This window comes from Staphylococcus simulans (assembly GCF_002902285.1).
GTDB lineage: Bacteria > Bacillota > Bacilli > Staphylococcales > Staphylococcaceae > Staphylococcus > Staphylococcus simulans.
Genome location: NZ_PPRU01000040.1, coordinates 33240 through 51776, shown reverse-complemented (window position 1 = coordinate 51776; position 18537 = coordinate 33240). Strand labels below are relative to the sequence as shown.

Genomic DNA, 18537 nt, shown 5'->3' with positions numbered 1-18537 from the left:
ATAGAAATCTATATAATTAATATAATTAGACTTCATGTAATCTTCGAGTGTATCTTTACTATGTCTTTCATAAAGACCTGCTGGATTGAAATGATATAATTTATTTTTACCAATTACATAAGATTTATCATCGATAACCAGTCGATATTTATTATCATTTTCTCCAGTAATCGTCACAAATGTATATTTCGGCAGCTTCACTTTTTGTTTATGGTCAATCCTTTTAACTTCAATATTGTTATTCATCACAATACCGTAGGTCAAAGTCTCATCAAATACACCTTTTTTCTGAGCTTGTAATTTACTTTGTTCAGTGTTTTGCGCAAAATGCACAATCCCTAAATTGTTAAACAACAATACCGCTGTAAAAATAAAGCCGATCAGTAACAAAACACTCCAACCGATAACACGTGCCAAGAAAGGTGTCGGTTTTGCGTGTTTATAACGTTCAATTCGTTTGAAGTTATAAGACATTTCAGGAATACGCGTACGTTTTTCTTTCCAGTCTACATCAAACTGCGCTTTTTCATCTTCAGTTTTTAATGATTGACGGTCTCGTTCATGTTCTTTAAATGCAGGTAACACACGACTCAATGGACCTTCCATACGTAATTGACCATGTGAAATCCATACGGCATAGTTACATACTGCCTGGATAACCTTTAAATTATCATCGATTGTAATCATTGTAAGTTCATCATCTATGTAATCTTGCGAAAGTGTTATGGCTTTCTCCATAAATGCATCATCCAATTCACTTAATACATGATTAAAGATAATGATATCTGCTTTAGACGTACGTGCTAAACTTACAATTAATTGTGCATATTCACGATCAGTTAACTGGTAAACTAGCTTATCTTTCTGCTCATATAAATCAGCATAGCGCAAAATTTGTTCGACTTTATGTCCAGAAACCGTATATGTAAATAATTCCACTGCATTTTGAACAAGTGCAGTCACCGTTTCTTCGTGTAAATGTTTATCTTCGATATCTCCGAAATATAAACTGCCGTTACGTCGGATACGCCCTTTATCAGGTTTAACTTCACCGGCTAAGATTCTGCCGATTAACGTTTTCGACGCACCAGGCTCCCCTATAATACCTAATGATTCTCCTTGATATAAGTGAAGTGACACATTATTCAATTCGATATCTTCAGCATCATAACCATACGGCAGATACCATTTTTTTCTATTCTTTTTACGATAATAATGTGTAATATTCAGTAATTTTAATACAATCGAACTCGCCATAATTTCTACATCCTTCTAAAGTTTTAATAATGCGACTGGGATGCCTTCTTCACTTAGTCCGCTATGCAGGATTTTGCCCCATGCAAAGACACCTTTCAAACGATCTACACGCATATAACGTTTCGTACCATCATTTAATTCATAAAGTTTACCGAATTCAATTTTATCTGTATCTACTAAGTAACTTTCCGCAATGATGACTTTTGTACGGTAGACATCATATTCATTTAAAATGCCGTTCATTTCTGCTTTACGCATTTTTTCTTTATATTTTTGTATTTCATTTAAAATTTCACTCTTAGTCATTTCGCTTAAACTTTTCTCAGTCATCGCTAATCCCGCTTTCTCTTAATTTATCTTTAATTGTATCATACTCATAGCCTTTTCTGAGAAGTGCTTCTATTGTTTTCATCACAAGTTGTTGCCCGCTATATTTGCGTTCATTTTTACGATACACTTTTTCTAATTCCTTTTGCAATAAAGCATCAATTTCATCTGTATCTGGTTCAAAATCTAAGGCTTGCATCGCTTCATTAATCATCTCGAATGAATAGCCTTTTTGTAATAATGATTGTTTCACTTTATCTGTCCGCTTCTTCATCGGCCCTTTCTTTTGATGCATCAATTTATCAGCAAGCGCAACGATATCTTCAAGCGGTTGTTCTTGTTCATAACGTTCGCCATAATCTTCAATAATATTCTTTTCGACTCCGGCTTTATAAAGCTTTTGTTTGTAAATTTCAGGCCCTTTATCAGTAGTCCGAATCATAGTATTTTTTAAACTTTCCGCATAATCTTGATGATCAATATAGCCTTCTTGATGACAATAAGCAATGACTTCTGCAATAGCTACCTCATTGATTTCATGTTTTTGTAAATGTGTAATGACTTCTTGTTCAGTTCTTTTACGATATGAAAGATATTGAACAGCGTAATGTAACCCTAAGCGATAATGCTCATACTTTTGAATATGCATCATATCTTCAGCAGTGAGCGCATCGCCTTTTTTTAAATTAAAGTGTACTAAAGTATCCATATCGATACCCATCTCAAAGGCACCGTCTAAGTATAAATTAAACCGCTCTTTATTTTTCTTTTGAACTTCAATCATTGTAATTTTAGGCATGGTCTCACCTCTTCTCTTAAATTCATAACGGTATCGATACTTATTGTAAAACAAATGCATGTACTTTTATAGCATTATCCTCCTGAATTTACACAAGTAACATACATTGTCTCTTTTAAGCATGCGACATATAAAAAAGGCAATGCAGCTGAATATACTGATTGCCTGAAATCGCATTAAACGCCTAACTGAGCTAATGCTGTTTTATATTGTTCATTGTTGATATAACCTTGCTGCTTCATCTTTTCTAAATTGATTTTGACACGGTTAATATAGTTCTGTGACATATTATTGACATCATATACACTTGGCGCATTAATTTTACTTGCTAAAATGGCACTTTGAAGCACACTAATCGTCGGCATATTTTGACTGTTTGCGACGGTCGTTGTACCAAAGTAATGATTTGCAGCACTTTCAATAGTATATTGATTATCACCAAAATAAATATTATTAACGTAAAAGCTCAATATCTCTTCTTTAGAATATTCCCGTTCCATACGCGATGCGACCAATATTTCTTTCACTTTCCGTGTAAAACTTTGTTCATTTCCATAATAATAATTCTTAACAACTTGTTGACTGATTGTACTGCCACCTTGTACCGATTGATCACTTAATGTCGTGAACAGTGCCCTAAATATACCTTTCACATCAAATGCGCCATGGTCATAGAATCGCTCATCTTCCATAGCGATAAAAGCACCTTTAGTATAATTCGGCATATCATTGATTGGAACAAACGTAGATTTATTTTCAATGGTTTTTAAGTCCTCTACATTGGCACGTGATGACAATGCATACATCACACCAAAGAAGAGTGCAATTACAATAATGAGTCCAATAAGTAATTTTAAAAATAGCCCTTTGCTTTTTCTTTTTCTCGGCGGTGTACCTACGGGTTGATAATAAGTATTATAATGGGGTGTATTCTGTGTGCCTCTTGTTGTCTCACGTTGAGACCTCGATAGCCTTTCGCTTCTTTTCATACACAGATCTCCTCAATCTATTTTAGTATTTCACACATATTATAATTGAGAACTGTTTGATATGAAATAAGAATTATACGTTTTGACACAAAATCGGTCTTGAGTAGTACACATTGATACTCCTGGATATGTAAAAAACCGGAATATCTTATAGATACTCCGGCTAAGCTTATAACTGCTTATTTTTCATTGTTTTTTAAAGTATCAACAATCGCTTTGTTGAAGTCATCTAAATCATCAGGTGTACGGCTTGTTACAAGATTTTTATCAACGACTACTGATTCATCTTTAACATGTGCACCTGCGTTTTCCAAGTCTTTACGTACGTTTAATACCGCTGTTAACGTACGGCCATTTAAATCATCAGTATCAATTAATACTTGTGGACCATGGCAAATCGCAAAGATTGGGTCATCTTCTTTAATAAATGCTTTTGCGAATGTACCATATCTTCCTTCTACGTCTCCACGTAAATGGTCTGGTGAGAATCCGCCTGGAATTAATAATGCTGAATAATCGCTTGGTTCAGCTGAGCCGATATCTACATCAACTTTAGCTTTTGTACCGTGTTTACCTACGACTTCTTCTCCAGCTTCTGAGCCGATAATCACTGTATTGTAGCCTGCTTCTTCGATTGCTTCTTTTGGACTAGTTAATTCAATATCCTCAAAGTCATTACCTAAAATAATTGCTACTGTTTGTGCCATTTATTTATCACCTTTCTATTCTATACAATAAATTGTATTCAGAATTACTTTTGTCTTTGATTGTACTTATTGTATAGACCAAAATGTCATGATTTAAACATAGAAAGTATGGGACCTTACTTCTCACGTTGATAAAGTTTTACTTTTTCTTCTAATTGGTCTAGTAAACCAATCCATTCATCAACATCTTCAACACTGACTTTATCTGGATCCACATGATCAATTTCATCTACAAATTCAGATAATCTCGTTTTAATGTTCGTAATTAATTCATTTTCGCTCATTTTCATGATAAGGCTCCTTCTTTAAAAATATAATTCTATTCTAACATGCGATTGACAAAATTCACTAGAATATTAATAATATGGAATGACTCATCTTTTGTGATTTGAATCTTTCACTTCACATTACCCCTTTTTTATTAAGAAATACATTGTATAGAAAGAAGGCAAAATTATGATTGGCCAATCTACGAATATTAAAAAGCCGATTACTATAGCAAATGATCCTTGGGAGGCATACAACGATGTCGAAGCGTTCGGCAGCTTGCAGTTAAGCAATATTGAATTCACCACAACGAATTTATGTAATATGCGCTGCAGTCATTGTGCTGTCGGTTATACCTTACAAACAAGAGACCCTGAACCGTTTCCAATGGAATTAATGTTTAAACGTTTAGATGAAATTCCTAATTTACGTACCCTATCTATCACAGGCGGCGAACCGATGTTTTCTAAGAAATCAATTCGAAATGTGGTTAAACCGCTATTAAAATATGCCTATGATCGCGGTATTTATACACAAATGAACTCTAATCTAACTTTACCGCAAGATCGCTATTTAGATATTGCTGAATACATAGACGTGATGCATATTTCACACAACTGGGGAACAACGGATGAATTCGCTACAGTTGGATTCGGTGCAATGGAAAAACAGCCGCCGCTTAGAGCAAAACTCAAACTTTATGAACAAATGATTGAGAATTCTAGAACATTATCTGAACAAGGCATGTTTGTCTCTGCTGAAACGATGTTGAACCAAAGCACGAAACCTTACCTTGAAAAAATTCATCGTGAAGTGGTAAATGATATGAAATGCAGTCGACATGAAATTCATCCGATGTATCCATCTGATTTTGCGAGTCAGCTTAACGTACTTAGTTTGAAAGAAATTAAAGAAACTATACGTCATCTTTTAGAAATTCGTGACGAATCTGTATGGATGTTGTTTGGGACACTACCGATTTACCCATGCATTCAAGATGAAGACGATGCACAATTATTCAAACAACTGCGTTCAGCAAAAAACGTCAGCTTACGTAATGATCCAGACGGCCGCAGCCGTTTGAACGTCAATGTCTTTACTGGCGATGTGATTGTGACAGACTTCGGCGATGAGACAGGTTCTATTTCTAATATCCAAACCGATCGTCTTACAGATGTTTTCGACAAATGGCTCGCTTCAGACTTAGCACAAAGTTTGAATTGTCATTGTGCACCGGTACATTGCTTAGGACCGAACTTACTAGTAAAAAATATGTATTATCCAAATACTGATTTCCGAGAAAAAGAAAAAATGATGCATCGCATCTTCCAACAACAATAATGTTAATAATACAAAATGGCATCTCAACACTTCATTTTATGTTGAGATGCCATTTTTAATTGCTTATTTTATTCAATATGTCGTCTTCTCGTTAAGAACTCTAAGGTATCTTTACTTTCTTGACGACGTTCTTTTCTGCGTTTTACACGTGCAGGCGCAGTACTATGGAACCATTCTTGAATTTCACCTTCAGGATAAACATCTGGTACTTCTGTTGGTTTGCCGTTTTCATCTAACGCTACAAATGTTAAGAAGCTGAGTGCTGCCATATGTTTTTTATCATTGATGATATCTTGAAGAATGATTTGTACACAAACTTCCATTGAACTTGAACCAGCGTATGAAACCATTGCTTCATATGAAATAATATCTCCATTACGAATAGGTAATAAAAAGTCCACTGAATCTGTAGAAGCTGTAACAACTGGCGTACTGCTGTGTTTCATAGCGCAGATTGCCGCAATTTCATCAATGTTCGCCATTAAGAGTCCACCGAACATAGTATGATGATGATTCGTATCTTGCGGATATACTTGACGATCTTTTACAGTTTTTGATGCTGACATTGGTTTACTTTCTCTTTGTTCCACAATTGATCTCCTTTATGAATTGATTATATTTATTTTAGTAAGCCCAGTTACCGTCTTTAAACACAATCTCTTCTTCCCCATCTTGCGTGATACCATAAATCGTTAAATCTGCGCTGCCAATCATGAAGTCTTCATGAATAAACGCATCATTTAAACCTTCTTCTGTTAATTGTTCACGTGTCATTTCTGTACCGCCAATTATCGTAAACGGATAACCAGCGCCTAATGCGATGTGGCAAGAAGCATTTTCATCTAACAATGTGTTATAAAAGACGCGATTACGATTTGAAATCGGTGAATCGTCTGGAACTAACGCGACTTCCCCTAGATATCTTGAACCTTCATCAGTATCAAGTAAGTCACGTAATACTTCTTCCCCTTTTTCAGCAGAAAAATCTACAACTTTGCCATCTTTAAATGTAAGCGTAAAGCCATCGATCAGCGTTCCGTTATAGCTGAGCGGAAGTTTATTTGTCACATGACCGTTTACACGATTACGATCAGGGGCTGTAAATACCTCTTCAGTTGGGATATTGGCAATAAATTCTTGTCCATCATTTGTGAAACTTGTCGCATCTTGCCATAAATGATTCTTAGGCAAGCCAATTGTTAAATCTGTACCTTCTGAAACATAGTGAAGTGCTGAATATTGTTTGTTTTGTAGATATTTAGCGTGTTCACTTAAGTTTTGGATATGTTGATTCCAGTTTTCAATCGGATCATTACCATCTACACGAACAATGTCTAATAATTCATCAATGAATTTTTCATAAGCTGCTTCAGCATCTAATTCAGGATAGACACGTTGTGCCCATGCTTTGTTCGGATATACGACTACACACCATGGTAAGTCATTATTTTGAATTGCTTCCATATATCCTTTGAATCCTTTTGAATAAGCTTTGCCGAAAGCTGCTTTTTTAGCACTATCTGCATCACTTAATAAATCAGGGTCAGAACTCATTAAAGCTAAATTCGCAGCATCACGTTTTACATAATCCATACGTTCTTCAATATCATAATCTTTCAAATCATTTTCTTCGAAGTATTCTACAGATTCATGTTCAAATTTTAAACGTCTTAATGTATCATCTGCATATTTTACTCTTACATCAGAAGCGCCGCGTTTGTATGCTGCCTCAACGATATCATGCGTTAATTCTAAAGCATCTACTGATGAACGAATAAATACTGGTTGCCCCTCTTGCACATTCATACCGACATCTACGATAAGTTGTGCATATTGTTTTAGCTTTTCTTGTAATTGTGACATAACAAAGTTCCTCCTTATTCTGACTGCTGTTTGTTCTTACGATTGTCGTAGTTCGCCTAATTCAGATGCGATGGCAGTCACTTCACTTGGTGAAAATTTTTCTTTTGAAGTAACAAAGCTATGAATTTCTTTGATTTTAGCTTCATCTGCATCTTCAAATTTATCAGGATCGATTAGATTAACGTTTACCACGTTTAGTTTCTCTCTGATATCAATGATCATATCTCTATTTGTTTCTGACATTTAAATCACCTCTTTATGTTTATATATTATCAAACTCAACAATTCCTGAAAACTTTTGATAATTTACTCTTTAGATGTTGGTTAAAAACCGATAAGATAATATTATATGGGTTATTTCATCAGAGTTCGGGTAAATATTATCTATGGAACGTTAGGTATACCTTGTATCTATGTTCATCATACGCTTTATTTATCCGGCTGAAAAATAATTTGGAGGTAAAATATGACTACAGTAGCATTTGTCTGTTTAGGCAATATTTGTCGTTCTCCAATGGCTGAAGCAATTATGAAACAACGTCTGAAAGACCGCGGTATAGAAGGCATTGAAGTTGTCTCACGCGGTACAGGCAGTTGGAATTTAGGCCAAGCACCTCACGAAGGAACACAACGCATTCTAAATACTCACAACATACCTTTTGACGGTATGATCAGTGAACTATTTGAATCTACGGATGACTTTGATTACATTATTGCGATGGATCAAAGTAATGTGGATAACATTAAGCGTATCAATCCAGAGTTGAAGGGCCAATTATTCAAATTGTTGGAATTCAGCGATATGGAAGAACAAGATGTACCTGATCCTTACTATACAAATAATTTTGAGGGTGTATTCGATATGGTACAATCATCATGTGATAATTTAATTGATTACATTCTTAAAGACACAAATTCTAAAGAGGGGTAGATAAATTATGAATAACAAATTAGTACCAGGCATTTTATTAGGTGCTTTAGTCGGCGGAGCAATTACATTAGCTGACAAAAATACGCGAAATGCATTAAAAAGTAGTATTCAGAACTTAAAAGAAGGTAAACGTTCTGACAGAGGACCTTCAAAAATCAGCGTAATCAAAGAAGAAGTTCTTTACTGGAAAGATGCTATCGAAGAAATTCGTCGCAATAACCCAGAATTAGAACGTGCATTGAAAAATGCGAAAAACACGTTACAAGAGCGTAAACAAAACGATAAACACTTAAACTAATTATAGGTTTAAGAGCATTACAATGCGTTGACTATAGGGATAAACTTAAGTGAGTTTTACTCATCTAAGTTCTATCCCCCTTTTTTCAACTCATTGACCAACTGAATATAGTAATAAAGGAGTACATGTTATGTCTCATTCAAATGAAAAAGACAAAAATAATAAAAAAGAAGGGATTTTTCAAAAAGTAAAAGAAAAGTCTGAGGGTATTACACACGAAGATCATAATAATTATGTGGCACCGCAAGAATTCAAATCTAAGTCACCAAAAAAATCAAATCAGACATTCTTTGTAGCTAGAAATAACAAACCGGCTAAATATACGAAAGATTCCAATTTCTTTTCATTTTTAATTTATCGAATTGGTAAAGATGATGCGACAGGCTTAGCAGCACAGCTTTCATATTACTTTATGTTATCACTGTTCCCTATGTTGCTATTTTTGCTTTCACTTTTACCATTATTCCAAATCGATAGAAATAAAATTGTCGGTATGATTGCAAAAAATGCACCTGCTTCTACAGCGGATCTACTGACAGGTATTATCGAAGATATTATGAAAAATGCCAGCGGCGGTATTTTATCAGTAGGTTTGATTTTGGCACTTTGGTCTGCCTCAAATGGTATGACAGCCTTAATGAACGCGTTCAACGTAGCATATGATGTTGAAGACGGCAGAAACCCTATCGTATTGAAATTAATCAGTGTGCTATTCACTGTGATTATGGGTGCAGTATTTATTGCGGCCTTAATCTTACCAGTTTTCGGTCAACAAATCGGTCATTTATTATTTGGTCCGCTTGGACTTGATAGCCAAGTGAAATGGGTATTTAGTATTTTACGATTCTTATTACCATTTATCGTGATTTTCTTATTATTCTCAACACTATATGCCCTAGCACCGAATATCAAAATTAAATTCAAATCTGTATTACCAGGTGCACTTTTCGCATCAATAGTATGGATTCTAGGTACTGCAGCGTTTGGTTTCTATGTTTCAAACTTCTCAAACTACTCTAAAACATACGGCAGTATCGGTGGTATCATCGTGTTAATGTTATGGCTATATATCACTGGTTTCATCATCATTGTCGGTGCTGAGATCAATGCGATTATTAACCAACGCAGAACATTGAAACACGGAGATTCACTTGAAGAACGTGAATTTGAACGTGCAGAAATGCAGAATCCTCATACTGAAAGATAATCATATTACTTAAAGAGCAAGTCACTTTGTATAAAATCAAAGTTGATGTTGCTCTTTTTCTTTTATTTTTTAAAAACATGTTATTTTATGTATTCATTAGGGTATGATAATATTTGGTTAGTGACATTTTTGTGAACTAGTCATGACAGTCAATTCATCTTGATATAACAAAACAACTAAATTCAGGATACAGGAAGTGTAAATAAGATGACATTATTAGACAGTATTTTATCTTACAATAAGGAATTTGTGGAAAACAAAGAGTTTGAAAACTATTCCACAAGTAAAAAACCAAATAAAAAAGCAGTATTATTCACTTGTATGGATACACGTTTACAAGACTTAGGCACAAAAGCTTTAGGTTTTAATAACGGAGATTTAAAAGTAGTCAAAAATGCAGGCGCTATTATTACGCATCCATACGGTTCTACAATTAAAAGTTTATTAGTTGGTATTTATGCATTAGGTGCTGAAGAAATTATTATTATGGCACACAAAGACTGCGGCATGGGTAGTTTAGACGTAAATACTGTAAAAGATGCAATGAAAGAACGTGGCGTTACTGATGAAACGTTTGATATTATCAAACACTCTGGTGTAGACGTGGACAACTTCTTAGAAGGCTTCGAAAACGCAAGTGATAATGTTAAACATAATATTGATATGCTTTATCATCATCCATTATTTGATAAAAAAGTACCAATTCATGGTCTTGTGATTGATCCGCATACTGGCGAATTAGAATTAATCCAAGATGGCTATGAACTGGCAGAAAAAAATAAATAGTACATAAACTGTATTATGGATAATACAAAGGCAAGATTGAAAGCACTCATTTTCAATCTTGCCTTTTCTTTTATTGAATTAAATCGTGTTGGAATGCGTAAATAACAGCTTGTGTTCTATCTTGAACTTCTAGCTTGCTTAGTATATTACTCACATGTGTTTTAACTGTTTTAATCGTAATATGTGACGCACTGGCGATTTCTTGGTTAGAATAACCTTTTGCGATTAACAATAAAATTTCCATTTCTCTATCTGTTAATAATTCATATAATTCAGCACGTTGATTCATGCGATTACGCATTTTAACAAGTACTTCCGCTTCAAACACCGCTTCGTTACGATATGTTTTACGAATCGCTTCTGCGATATCACTTGCGCTCGTCGTTTTTAGAATATAACTGTCTACCCCAGCGTCTAAAGCACGATACACTTCATTATCCTCAATATAACTTGTCAGCATCAATACTTTAATCTGAGGTAAATCTTTTTTAATCTGCATTGTAGCTTCTACGCCATCCATGTCTTCCATCAACAAATCCATCAAGATTAAATCAGGCTGCAATTCATGAGCTTTTTCAATTGCTTCTTTACCTGATTTGCCTTCCCCGACGACTTCTATATCAGGTTGTGTAGATAAATAACTTGAGATGCCGATACGAACCATTTCGTGGTCATCGACAAATAATACTTTAATCGCCATCATTTTCCTCCTTATTCAATGGAGCCTTCACTTCAATTCTTGTCCCTGCCCCAGGCAAAGAAACAATATGCAGTGTTGCCCCGATTTCTAATGCTCGCTCTCGCATATTCTTCAATCCATAGCTTTTCTCCATTTTTTCATCTACATCAAAGCCTTTACCATCATCTTGAATACGCAATAACAGATAATCATCTTTATTAAATAAATCTATCGTTAATTTTGTGCCTTCTGCATGTCGCAGTGTATTGGAAATCCCTTCTTGGGTGATACGGAATAAATGATCTTCTATGCCTTTTGGTACCTCAAAGTCTTCAATATCATAAACTACTTTCATAGGCACTTTCTTTTGTAAGTCCACAACAAGATCTTTAATTCCTTCCCCAAGTGAGCGATCTTTTAAGCCAAGCGGTCTTAAATGTAATAACAATGCACGCATTTCTAGTTGCGAATCTTGGACCATCTTTTCTAGTGTTGGAATTTGCTGATCAAGTGGCGGTTCAAGTGGTGATTCCTTAATCGCCGATAACATCATACTTGCCGCAAATAATTGCTGACTAACTGAATCATGCAATTCCCTAGCTAAACGCTGGCGTTCATCTTCTATAATTTTCTTCACTTTAACGTCATTTAAATTATATGTTTCGTTGGTCAAATCTTGTGTTTTAATACGTAGTCGATGTAATTCTTGGTTTAATGGCACAAGTGTATGATAGATATCCAAAGTTTCTTGGTAGAGTTCGATATTTTGATCATTAATACCGACAACTTCCCCTTCAATGGAATGTTCAATTTGTGTTTTAATCCAATCATTTTGTTCGTTCACTTTATACGCTAACACAGAACCAACAATAATACTCATCAAAATCACTATAATATTTAAAAATAAGAAAACAGGAATGCCGAAAATCTGCGTGTAAAACATTCCTTGAAAGTAGATGATGTTGACGAATACTTTGTCTATAAAAAAGAAAATCGCTAAAATACTATAGTTCAATATCAGCATCGAACCGATGGCTCTGATATAGTGGTTCATCTATAAACCACCTCAACATCACCAATAAATGTCGAAGTATAAATATTGATGTTATAGTTTTCTTCTTTTGTTTCTTCAGTCATTTGGATATGATTATTTTCAATCTTAACCGTATTCTGATTCACAGTCGCATTACCATAAAATGCTGCTGCGTGAAGATTGATATTGTAATTCATCGGCACAATAATTTGAATCTTACCAATGAAGTGTCTCATCACAATCGTGTTATTTTCTTTAATATTTGCTGCTTTCGTTAAATCAATATGGATATCGCCGATGCCATGTTGAATTTGCAAGTCTTCCCACTTATAAACATAAACAGGAGTTCTTTGATTACCGAACCATTTTTGTTTAATAAATTGCGGTGAAGTAACTTCTTCATCAGAAGCAATAATCTTCATCGGTTTAAATTTGAAGACGATATAACGAATAATAATCAGCACTAAGAAAATAAAAAGAATAATAATCGTATATTTGTTAGAGAGCAGTGTAAAGGCAATCATTAATACACCAATCCAAAAGGCCAACAGACCTCGGACTTTATGGAAATAAAGATAGCCTACGTACATTAAGATAATCCCTAATAATAATACGAGAATAAAGCCGATTTTTTCAAAAAAGATATAGTAAAAATTGGCTATAATCATTAATGCTGTAAATATTATCAACATCTCAGTTGAGATATACTTATTGGTCATGTTTCGCCACCTTTTCTATGCAACTAAACTCATTTGTGCAATCATATCACATTCTCTTTCAAGCGTAATACGTGTTTTATTTTGCTCTGATAAATCTGCTTCAATTCTTGCACAATCAGATTCTGCTTCGTTTAAGTCATGCATTAATGCAGACAACTCTGCATTATTGATATTTTCCATGCGTTGTACATTGCTGATTTGATATTGATCCATCAAATCGATGTATTTATTTTCTACTTCAGTTGTCAATTGTTCAATATATGCCACGATATTTTGTCTTTTGCGGTTTAAATAAGCGATATATTGTTTAGTTGAATGTAACTTTCTGTTTAAATGCGCTTGGCAATTCGTAATACTGTATTTAACTGTAGTGTGATAAAGTTTGTCTAAATAAATTGCTATGATATTCATGGAATCACCTCATTTATGATTGATTCCATTATAAAATAATTCCAGACGCCTCACGATAGGCTCTGGAACCATTTTACTTTCATACTTTAGTCCTAATTCCCATAATACCAAGGAATTATTCTTCTGTTTTATCTATTTTCGTTGTTAATAATGGACCATCTTTCGTCACAATAACCGTATGTTCGATTTGTGCGACATAACTTTTATCGCTTGTTTCAAAAGCCCATTCATTTTTACCTTCAGTTACAAATGTTGCATTAGAAGAAATGAAAGGTTCTACTGCAATCACAGTACCTTCTTTTAGTAATGTTTTATCTTTTGGATCATAGTAGTTTAGAACGTAATTAGGTGCTTCATGTAGTGAACTGCCTACACCATGACCTGTTAAGTTACGGATAACTTTCAAATCATTTTTACGTGCAGTTGCGTGTACTGCTTTACCGATTTGACTTAGTTTGCTACCTGGTTTGACTTTTTTCATTGCATTGTCAAACGCTTCTTCAGCAACTTCACATACTTTTTGTTTCATCGGGTCACTTGGTTCACCCACAACAAATGAAATACCAGTATCTGCATAATATCCATTTTTTAATGCAGATACATCTATATTAACTAAATCCCCTTCACGGATTTTGCGTTTACCTGGAATACCATGTGCCACTTCTTCATTTACACTGATACAAGTTTGACCAGGGAAATTTTCATCATGGATAGGTGCAGACAAAGCACCGTGTTGTTCAAATAAATCTTTAGCAATGTTATCTAATTCTTTAGTTGTTACACCCGGTTTTGTTGCTTCTTGCATTGTATCTCTGACTAATGCACAAATATATCCGATTTCTTTTAAGCCTAATAATTCTTCTTCTGTTTTTACAATCATGTGCGATCCCTTTCCTTATTCAATAATTGATAATGCAGCGCACGTGCGCTTATATGTCTCATTATGATACGAAATTATCATAATTAACACTCATTCTTTCTTATTATAGCAAAAAATGTTTGTTATACTAAATCTGTAAGAAGCAGTTCATTCGTTAATAACTGCAAATGGAACTATGTTGCAACAAAGTTGCCGACATCAAGTGAGGTAAATTTTTTTATGACACAAGACAAATGGTATCGCAAAATTATCGGCGCAAGAACTATCAAAACTGGACTTGCCACATTTTTGACAGCCTTCTTTTGCATGGCGCTCAATCTTAACCCGATTTATGCCACTTTAAGCGCCATCGTCACCATTGAACCAACCGCAAAAGCATCACTCAAAAAAGGATATAAACGTTTGCCTGCGACTGTTATCGGTGCGCTCTTAGCTGTACTCTTTACGTATATTTTCAGTGATAAATCAGCACTTGCTTATGCGATGAGCGCCACCTGTACAATCTTTATTTGCGCAAAATTAAAATTACATGATGGTATTACAGTTGCGACTTTAACCGCTATGGCCATGATACCAGGTATTGGAGATCATTATTTATTTAATTTCTTCTCACGACTTTTAACAGCGGTCATCGGTTTGGTTACAGCTGGTTTGGTAAACTTAATTGTTTTACCGCCGAAATACTACCATCAAGTTGCTGAGAACGCACAAAAAGTTGAAACAGATATGTATCATCTCTATAGTCTACGTTTAAAAGAATTGGTGAATGAAAAATTTAATTCTACTAAAACTAATCAAAAATTAGAAAAATTACTTTCAGCCATCTTGCGAGTAGACACATTAATTCGTTACCAAAAAGACGAATTAGAATACCACAAAGACCAAGAAGATTGGGTTAAACTTAAAGCACTGTCTAATCGTGCACATACAGATCGCCTGTTTATTACCCATTTATCTAACATTGTCTATTTGCCTAAGAACACTAAGTTTCACTTCACGAAAGCTGAACAAACAGCTATCTTGAACATCGCAGAAAGTATCAGTGAAATTATAGAAACAGGTGGTTTTGAACGTGTAGATGAAGATGCTGAAATATTAAAACGCAGTGTGATTCGTTTAGATGAATTTGAAAAACAACAAGTTAAAAGCCATATCATTTATGAAATTCTCATGACTTATCGTATTCTCGATGAACGTTATGCTTAACAGAAAAGGTCACTTTTTGAACTGATTTTCAAAAAGTGACCTTTTTATTTAAATTATAGCTTTTAGTGCTATCTTGTATTTCTTATTTATTTTCAAAGCGATCGACAATGGCTTGTTTAGCCGCTTCTTCTGCAGTATTATCCAATTGACGCGGTTCAAATGGAATACCTTTACGAATACATGCTTGCTCTAATAAGTAATCTGTAATTTCATGGTTCTTCGGTAAAATCGGGCCATGTAAATAAGTGCCTAACAAGTTTTTATAATGAATGCCTTCTTTACCGTCTTCATCGTTATTACCAAATCCATGCGTTACTTTTCCTAATGTATCATAGTTATGATACGTTCTGCCGCCGTGATTTTCAAAACCGACAATTGTTCCGAATGTATCACTTTCAATGACAATATCACCTGTCAGACGTTCTTTTTTAGATTGTGTATAAAAATCTAAAATACCTAGGCCTTCAAGCTCTGTCCCATCAGGTGTGATGTACTTATTACCTAAGAATTGATAACCGCCGCAAATTGTTAATCCAGGCATTCCTTCTTCTATGGCATCTTTCAATTTACTTTTGATTTTACTTAATTCTTTCGTCGCAAGCGCTTGTTCACGGTCACTGCCGCCGCCGATAAAGAAGATATCACATCCATCAAAAGTTACACCTTCTGTTTCATTGACTTCAACAACGTTCAATTTGATATTGCGCCATTTTGCGCGTTGTTTTAATGCGATGATATTACCGATATCGCTATATAAATTCAATTTATCTGTCATAAAATGATATAACGTTAATTCATTCATCTTTGTTCCCTCATTTCAAACGAACGGTTTAATTGCTCTAACATCGGCGCAAGTGATGTATAGTTCGGAATTGCGACAGTCTTACTTGGATAATCCATTGTTTTAGCTGTCGCTTTATAAATATCACGTTCTACAATAACTGGTACATCCACTTCAGCAAGTTTTAAACGTAATTGTAATTCTTCAGCACGATTACCTGTGACAATAATTGCTTCTATACCTTGTTCGCTTAGTTTTTCAAAGTCAGCATCGTAAATCCATGAAATATCTCTGCCATCTGCCGCATGGTCATTTAAGCTGATGACATAGACTTTTTTGCCTTCAAGCTGTTCGCCCATAGATAAACTTGCATTCATCCCTGCTGGGTTTTTCGCCAAATTAATCATAGCTTCTTTTGAACCTGATTTGAAATACTGCATACGTCCATTATCTGATGTATATGTTTCAAAGCCTTTACGGATAGATTCATCATTTAAACCTAATTCACGTAAAACACTATACGCTGCGATGGCGTTATAAGCATTAAAGTCACCAGCAATTTTCATATCGAATGTTGTATCACCAATCGTTAAATGAATAAAAGGTGATACTGTGAACTTAGACACTTCATACTTCGGTTGCTCACGTTTAAAACCACATTCGCAATGATAATGACCGATTTGATTATAGTGAATATAATCATACACTAATAAGCGACCACAGTTCGGACAATATTTGCTTTCATTCATCGTACTTTGTTCAAACTCATGTGCATGTGCTTTCATGCCGTAATAGACATTAGATTCACTCGCAATTTTTAAACGACTCACAAATGGATCATCGGCATTCAATAATAGTTTAATGCCTTTATGACTGATGGCTTCTGCGATGTTGTTAACCATAATATCAATTTCACCGAAGCGATCCATTTGATCGCGGAAGAAGTTCGTGAAGACCATCATTGTCGGTGTCATTTCTTTTAACACTCTTGGTATAGAACCTTCATCGATTTCAATAATTGCGATTTTTGTATCTGGTTGAGATTGTACGATGAATGCAGATGTAATCCCTGCAGCCATATTCGCACCTTCATTATTATGAATTATTTTTATATTATTGGCCTTTAATGTATGACCTATTAAATTCGACGTAGTTGTTTTACCGTTTGTACCACTAATAAATACAACATCATCGACTTGTTCTGCTAAATTTCGTAATATATTTTTATCAATTCTTCTGGCTACTTGCCCTGGTAAATCTGTACCGCGTTTCCCTACAGCACGGCTGGCTCTGCGCGCTAACTTGGCTAAGTTGATCGCCGTCCATTGTCTCATTCGCTTCACTCCTCTAAATATCAACCTGAATAATTATAACACGTCTCAGACTTTAATTAAAAATATTCTATAAACACTATCAAAGTCAAACACTTGACTCTCACTTTCCTATCCAGTAGTATTTTATTACTTAAATCATCACATATAGAAAGGTCGAATTACTTTTGAAACACCAAAATGCATTTGTTGCGTTGGACTTTGAAACCGCAAACGGTAAGCGTACAAGTATTTGTTCCGTCGGTATGGTTAAAGTAGTTGAAAATGAAATTGTTGAAACGTTTTATACATTAGTGAATCCTAAGGACTACTTTTCTAATCAAAACATCAATGTACATGGCATTAAACCTCAAGATGTTGAAACAGCGCCTGACTTCAATTTTGTGTTGCCTTACATGATGCAGTTTATAGATAATTTACCAGTTGTTGCGCATAATGCCGCATTTGATATGACAGTAATGCATGCCAGCATTCAAGCCTTAGGTTTACAGACACCTAATATGACTTACTTCTGTTCACTACAACTTGCTCGTAGAACCATTAATAACCGACGGTACGGTTTAAAATACATGATGGATTATTATCATTTAGATTTTCATGGACACCATGATGCTTTAAATGATGCGAAAGCTTGTGCCATGATAACTTTTAGATTACTGAAGCACTACAACAGTTTATCTGACATGCTTGCAGTCTATGGTAAAAATTTAACAGATAAAGGATAA

General features: G+C 34.7%; 23 protein-coding genes. 7 read left to right on the top strand and 16 right to left on the bottom strand.

The genetic code is table 11. From position 1 onward, the window contains the following. The 6 genes from CD112_RS09780 to CD112_RS13630 form a co-directional block, all read right to left on the bottom strand. Positions 1–1257, bottom strand: a 1257-nt coding sequence (locus CD112_RS09780; RefSeq protein ID WP_103364224.1) for an ATP-binding cassette domain-containing protein, incomplete at its 3' end; no start/stop codon positions are given. A gap of 15 nt (positions 1258–1272) precedes the next feature. Continuing rightward, a complete protein-coding gene (locus CD112_RS09775; protein WP_002481649.1) occupies positions 1273–1587 on the bottom strand; it encodes a YfhH family protein in 315 nt (104 codons plus the stop codon). Then, a complete protein-coding gene (gene recX, locus CD112_RS09770; RefSeq protein WP_023015857.1) occupies positions 1580–2383 on the bottom strand; it encodes a recombination regulator RecX in 804 nt (267 codons plus the stop codon). Before recX ends, CD112_RS09775 begins: the two co-directional genes overlap by 8 nt. 176 nt (positions 2384–2559) lie before the next feature. Beyond that, entirely contained in the window at positions 2560–3372 is an 813-nt protein-coding gene (gene sgtB, locus CD112_RS09765) for a monofunctional peptidoglycan glycosyltransferase SgtB (RefSeq protein ID WP_070626234.1), read from the bottom strand. Between the two features lie 179 nt (positions 3373–3551). Then, complete coding sequence (locus tag CD112_RS09760; RefSeq protein WP_070626232.1) at positions 3552–4079, bottom strand: type 1 glutamine amidotransferase domain-containing protein; 528 nt, start codon at positions 4077–4079, stop codon at positions 3552–3554. Positions 4080–4195: 116 nt separating this feature from the next. Continuing rightward, positions 4196–4363 carry an SE1561 family protein gene (locus CD112_RS13630; protein ID WP_096754677.1) on the bottom strand — a complete coding sequence of 56 codons (168 nt, stop codon included), beginning with the start codon at positions 4361–4363 and terminating at the stop codon, positions 4196–4198. Positions 4364–4535: 172 nt separating this feature from the next. Here CD112_RS13630 and yfkAB point away from each other — a divergent pair, with 172 nt between their 5' ends. Beyond that, entirely contained in the window at positions 4536–5687 is a 1152-nt protein-coding gene (yfkAB, locus tag CD112_RS09755) for a radical SAM/CxCxxxxC motif protein YfkAB (protein ID WP_103364223.1), read from the top strand. A gap of 68 nt (positions 5688–5755) precedes the next feature. On the opposite strand, the gene CD112_RS09750 is transcribed toward yfkAB, so the two are convergent. The 3 genes from CD112_RS09750 to CD112_RS09740 are packed head-to-tail and all read right to left on the bottom strand — an operon-like array spanning position 5756 to position 7793. Then, the gene (locus CD112_RS09750) at positions 5756–6253 is read right to left on the bottom strand and encodes an acyl-CoA thioesterase (protein ID WP_031262747.1); all 498 of its coding nucleotides are present in this window, start codon (positions 6251–6253) and stop codon (positions 5756–5758) included. A gap of 58 nt (positions 6254–6311) precedes the next feature. Beyond that, positions 6312–7550 (bottom strand): aminopeptidase, encoded by a 1239-nt coding sequence (locus tag CD112_RS09745; protein ID WP_103364222.1) that lies wholly within the window; start codon positions 7548–7550, stop codon positions 6312–6314. A gap of 36 nt (positions 7551–7586) precedes the next feature. Continuing rightward, the gene (locus CD112_RS09740; protein ID WP_002481657.1) at positions 7587–7793 is read right to left on the bottom strand and encodes a DUF1128 family protein; all 207 of its coding nucleotides are present in this window, start codon (positions 7791–7793) and stop codon (positions 7587–7589) included. 223 nt (positions 7794–8016) lie between these two features. On the opposite strand from CD112_RS09740, the gene CD112_RS09735 reads away from it, so the two are divergent. From CD112_RS09735 to CD112_RS09720, 4 genes are all read left to right on the top strand, one after another. Next, positions 8017–8481: a low molecular weight protein-tyrosine-phosphatase gene (locus CD112_RS09735; RefSeq protein ID WP_023015860.1), complete on the top strand. Its 465-nt coding sequence runs from the start codon at positions 8017–8019 to the stop codon at positions 8479–8481. 7 nt (positions 8482–8488) lie between these two features. Beyond that, a complete protein-coding gene (locus CD112_RS09730; RefSeq protein ID WP_002481659.1) occupies positions 8489–8779 on the top strand; it encodes a hypothetical protein in 291 nt (96 codons plus the stop codon). Positions 8780–8909: 130 nt separating this feature from the next. Further along, entirely contained in the window at positions 8910–9986 is a 1077-nt protein-coding gene (locus tag CD112_RS09725; protein ID WP_002481660.1) for a YihY/virulence factor BrkB family protein, read from the top strand. A 207-nt stretch (positions 9987–10193) separates the two neighbouring features. After that, positions 10194–10772 carry a beta-class carbonic anhydrase gene (locus CD112_RS09720; RefSeq protein ID WP_002481661.1) on the top strand — a complete coding sequence of 193 codons (579 nt, stop codon included), beginning with the start codon at positions 10194–10196 and terminating at the stop codon, positions 10770–10772. A 70-nt stretch (positions 10773–10842) separates the two neighbouring features. On the opposite strand, the gene vraR is transcribed toward CD112_RS09720, so the two are convergent. The 5 genes from vraR to map all read right to left on the bottom strand — a co-directional run bounded on the left by vraR (position 10843) and on the right by map (position 14494). After that, positions 10843–11472 carry a response regulator transcription factor VraR gene (gene vraR / locus CD112_RS09715; RefSeq protein WP_002481662.1) on the bottom strand — a complete coding sequence of 210 codons (630 nt, stop codon included), beginning with the start codon at positions 11470–11472 and terminating at the stop codon, positions 10843–10845. Then, entirely contained in the window at positions 11462–12505 is a 1044-nt protein-coding gene (gene vraS / locus CD112_RS09710; RefSeq protein WP_002481663.1) for a sensor histidine kinase VraS, read from the bottom strand. Before vraS ends, vraR begins: the two co-directional genes overlap by 11 nt. Next, on the bottom strand, positions 12502–13203 hold the full coding sequence (gene vraT, locus CD112_RS09705; RefSeq protein ID WP_002481664.1) for a cell wall-active antibiotics response protein VraT: 702 nt from the start codon (positions 13201–13203) through the stop codon (positions 12502–12504). The genes vraS and vraT overlap by 4 nt, the downstream gene beginning before the upstream one ends. A 15-nt stretch (positions 13204–13218) precedes the next feature. Continuing rightward, positions 13219–13614, bottom strand: coding sequence for a hypothetical protein (locus CD112_RS09700; protein ID WP_002481665.1), 396 nt, complete (start codon positions 13612–13614; stop codon positions 13219–13221). A 115-nt stretch (positions 13615–13729) separates the two neighbouring features. Next, the gene (gene map / locus CD112_RS09695; protein WP_060803962.1) at positions 13730–14494 is read right to left on the bottom strand and encodes a type I methionyl aminopeptidase; all 765 of its coding nucleotides are present in this window, start codon (positions 14492–14494) and stop codon (positions 13730–13732) included. Positions 14495–14713: 219 nt separating this feature from the next. Between map and CD112_RS09690 the strand changes: the two genes are divergently transcribed. After that, on the top strand, positions 14714–15700 hold the full coding sequence (locus CD112_RS09690) for an FUSC family protein (RefSeq protein ID WP_002481667.1): 987 nt from the start codon (positions 14714–14716) through the stop codon (positions 15698–15700). 82 nt (positions 15701–15782) lie between these two features. Here CD112_RS09690 and gatD read toward each other — a convergent pair whose 3' ends face one another. Together gatD and murT are read right to left on the bottom strand one after the other, a co-directional pair. Further along, the gene (gene gatD / locus CD112_RS09685) at positions 15783–16502 is read right to left on the bottom strand and encodes a lipid II isoglutaminyl synthase subunit GatD (RefSeq protein WP_023015863.1); all 720 of its coding nucleotides are present in this window, start codon (positions 16500–16502) and stop codon (positions 15783–15785) included. Then, positions 16499–17815 carry a lipid II isoglutaminyl synthase subunit MurT gene (gene murT, locus CD112_RS09680; protein ID WP_103364221.1) on the bottom strand — a complete coding sequence of 439 codons (1317 nt, stop codon included), beginning with the start codon at positions 17813–17815 and terminating at the stop codon, positions 16499–16501. The genes gatD and murT overlap by 4 nt, the downstream gene beginning before the upstream one ends. A 164-nt stretch (positions 17816–17979) precedes the next feature. Between murT and CD112_RS09675 the strand changes: the two genes are divergently transcribed. Beyond that, the gene (locus CD112_RS09675; protein ID WP_023015864.1) at positions 17980–18537 is read left to right on the top strand and encodes a 3'-5' exonuclease; all 558 of its coding nucleotides are present in this window, start codon (positions 17980–17982) and stop codon (positions 18535–18537) included.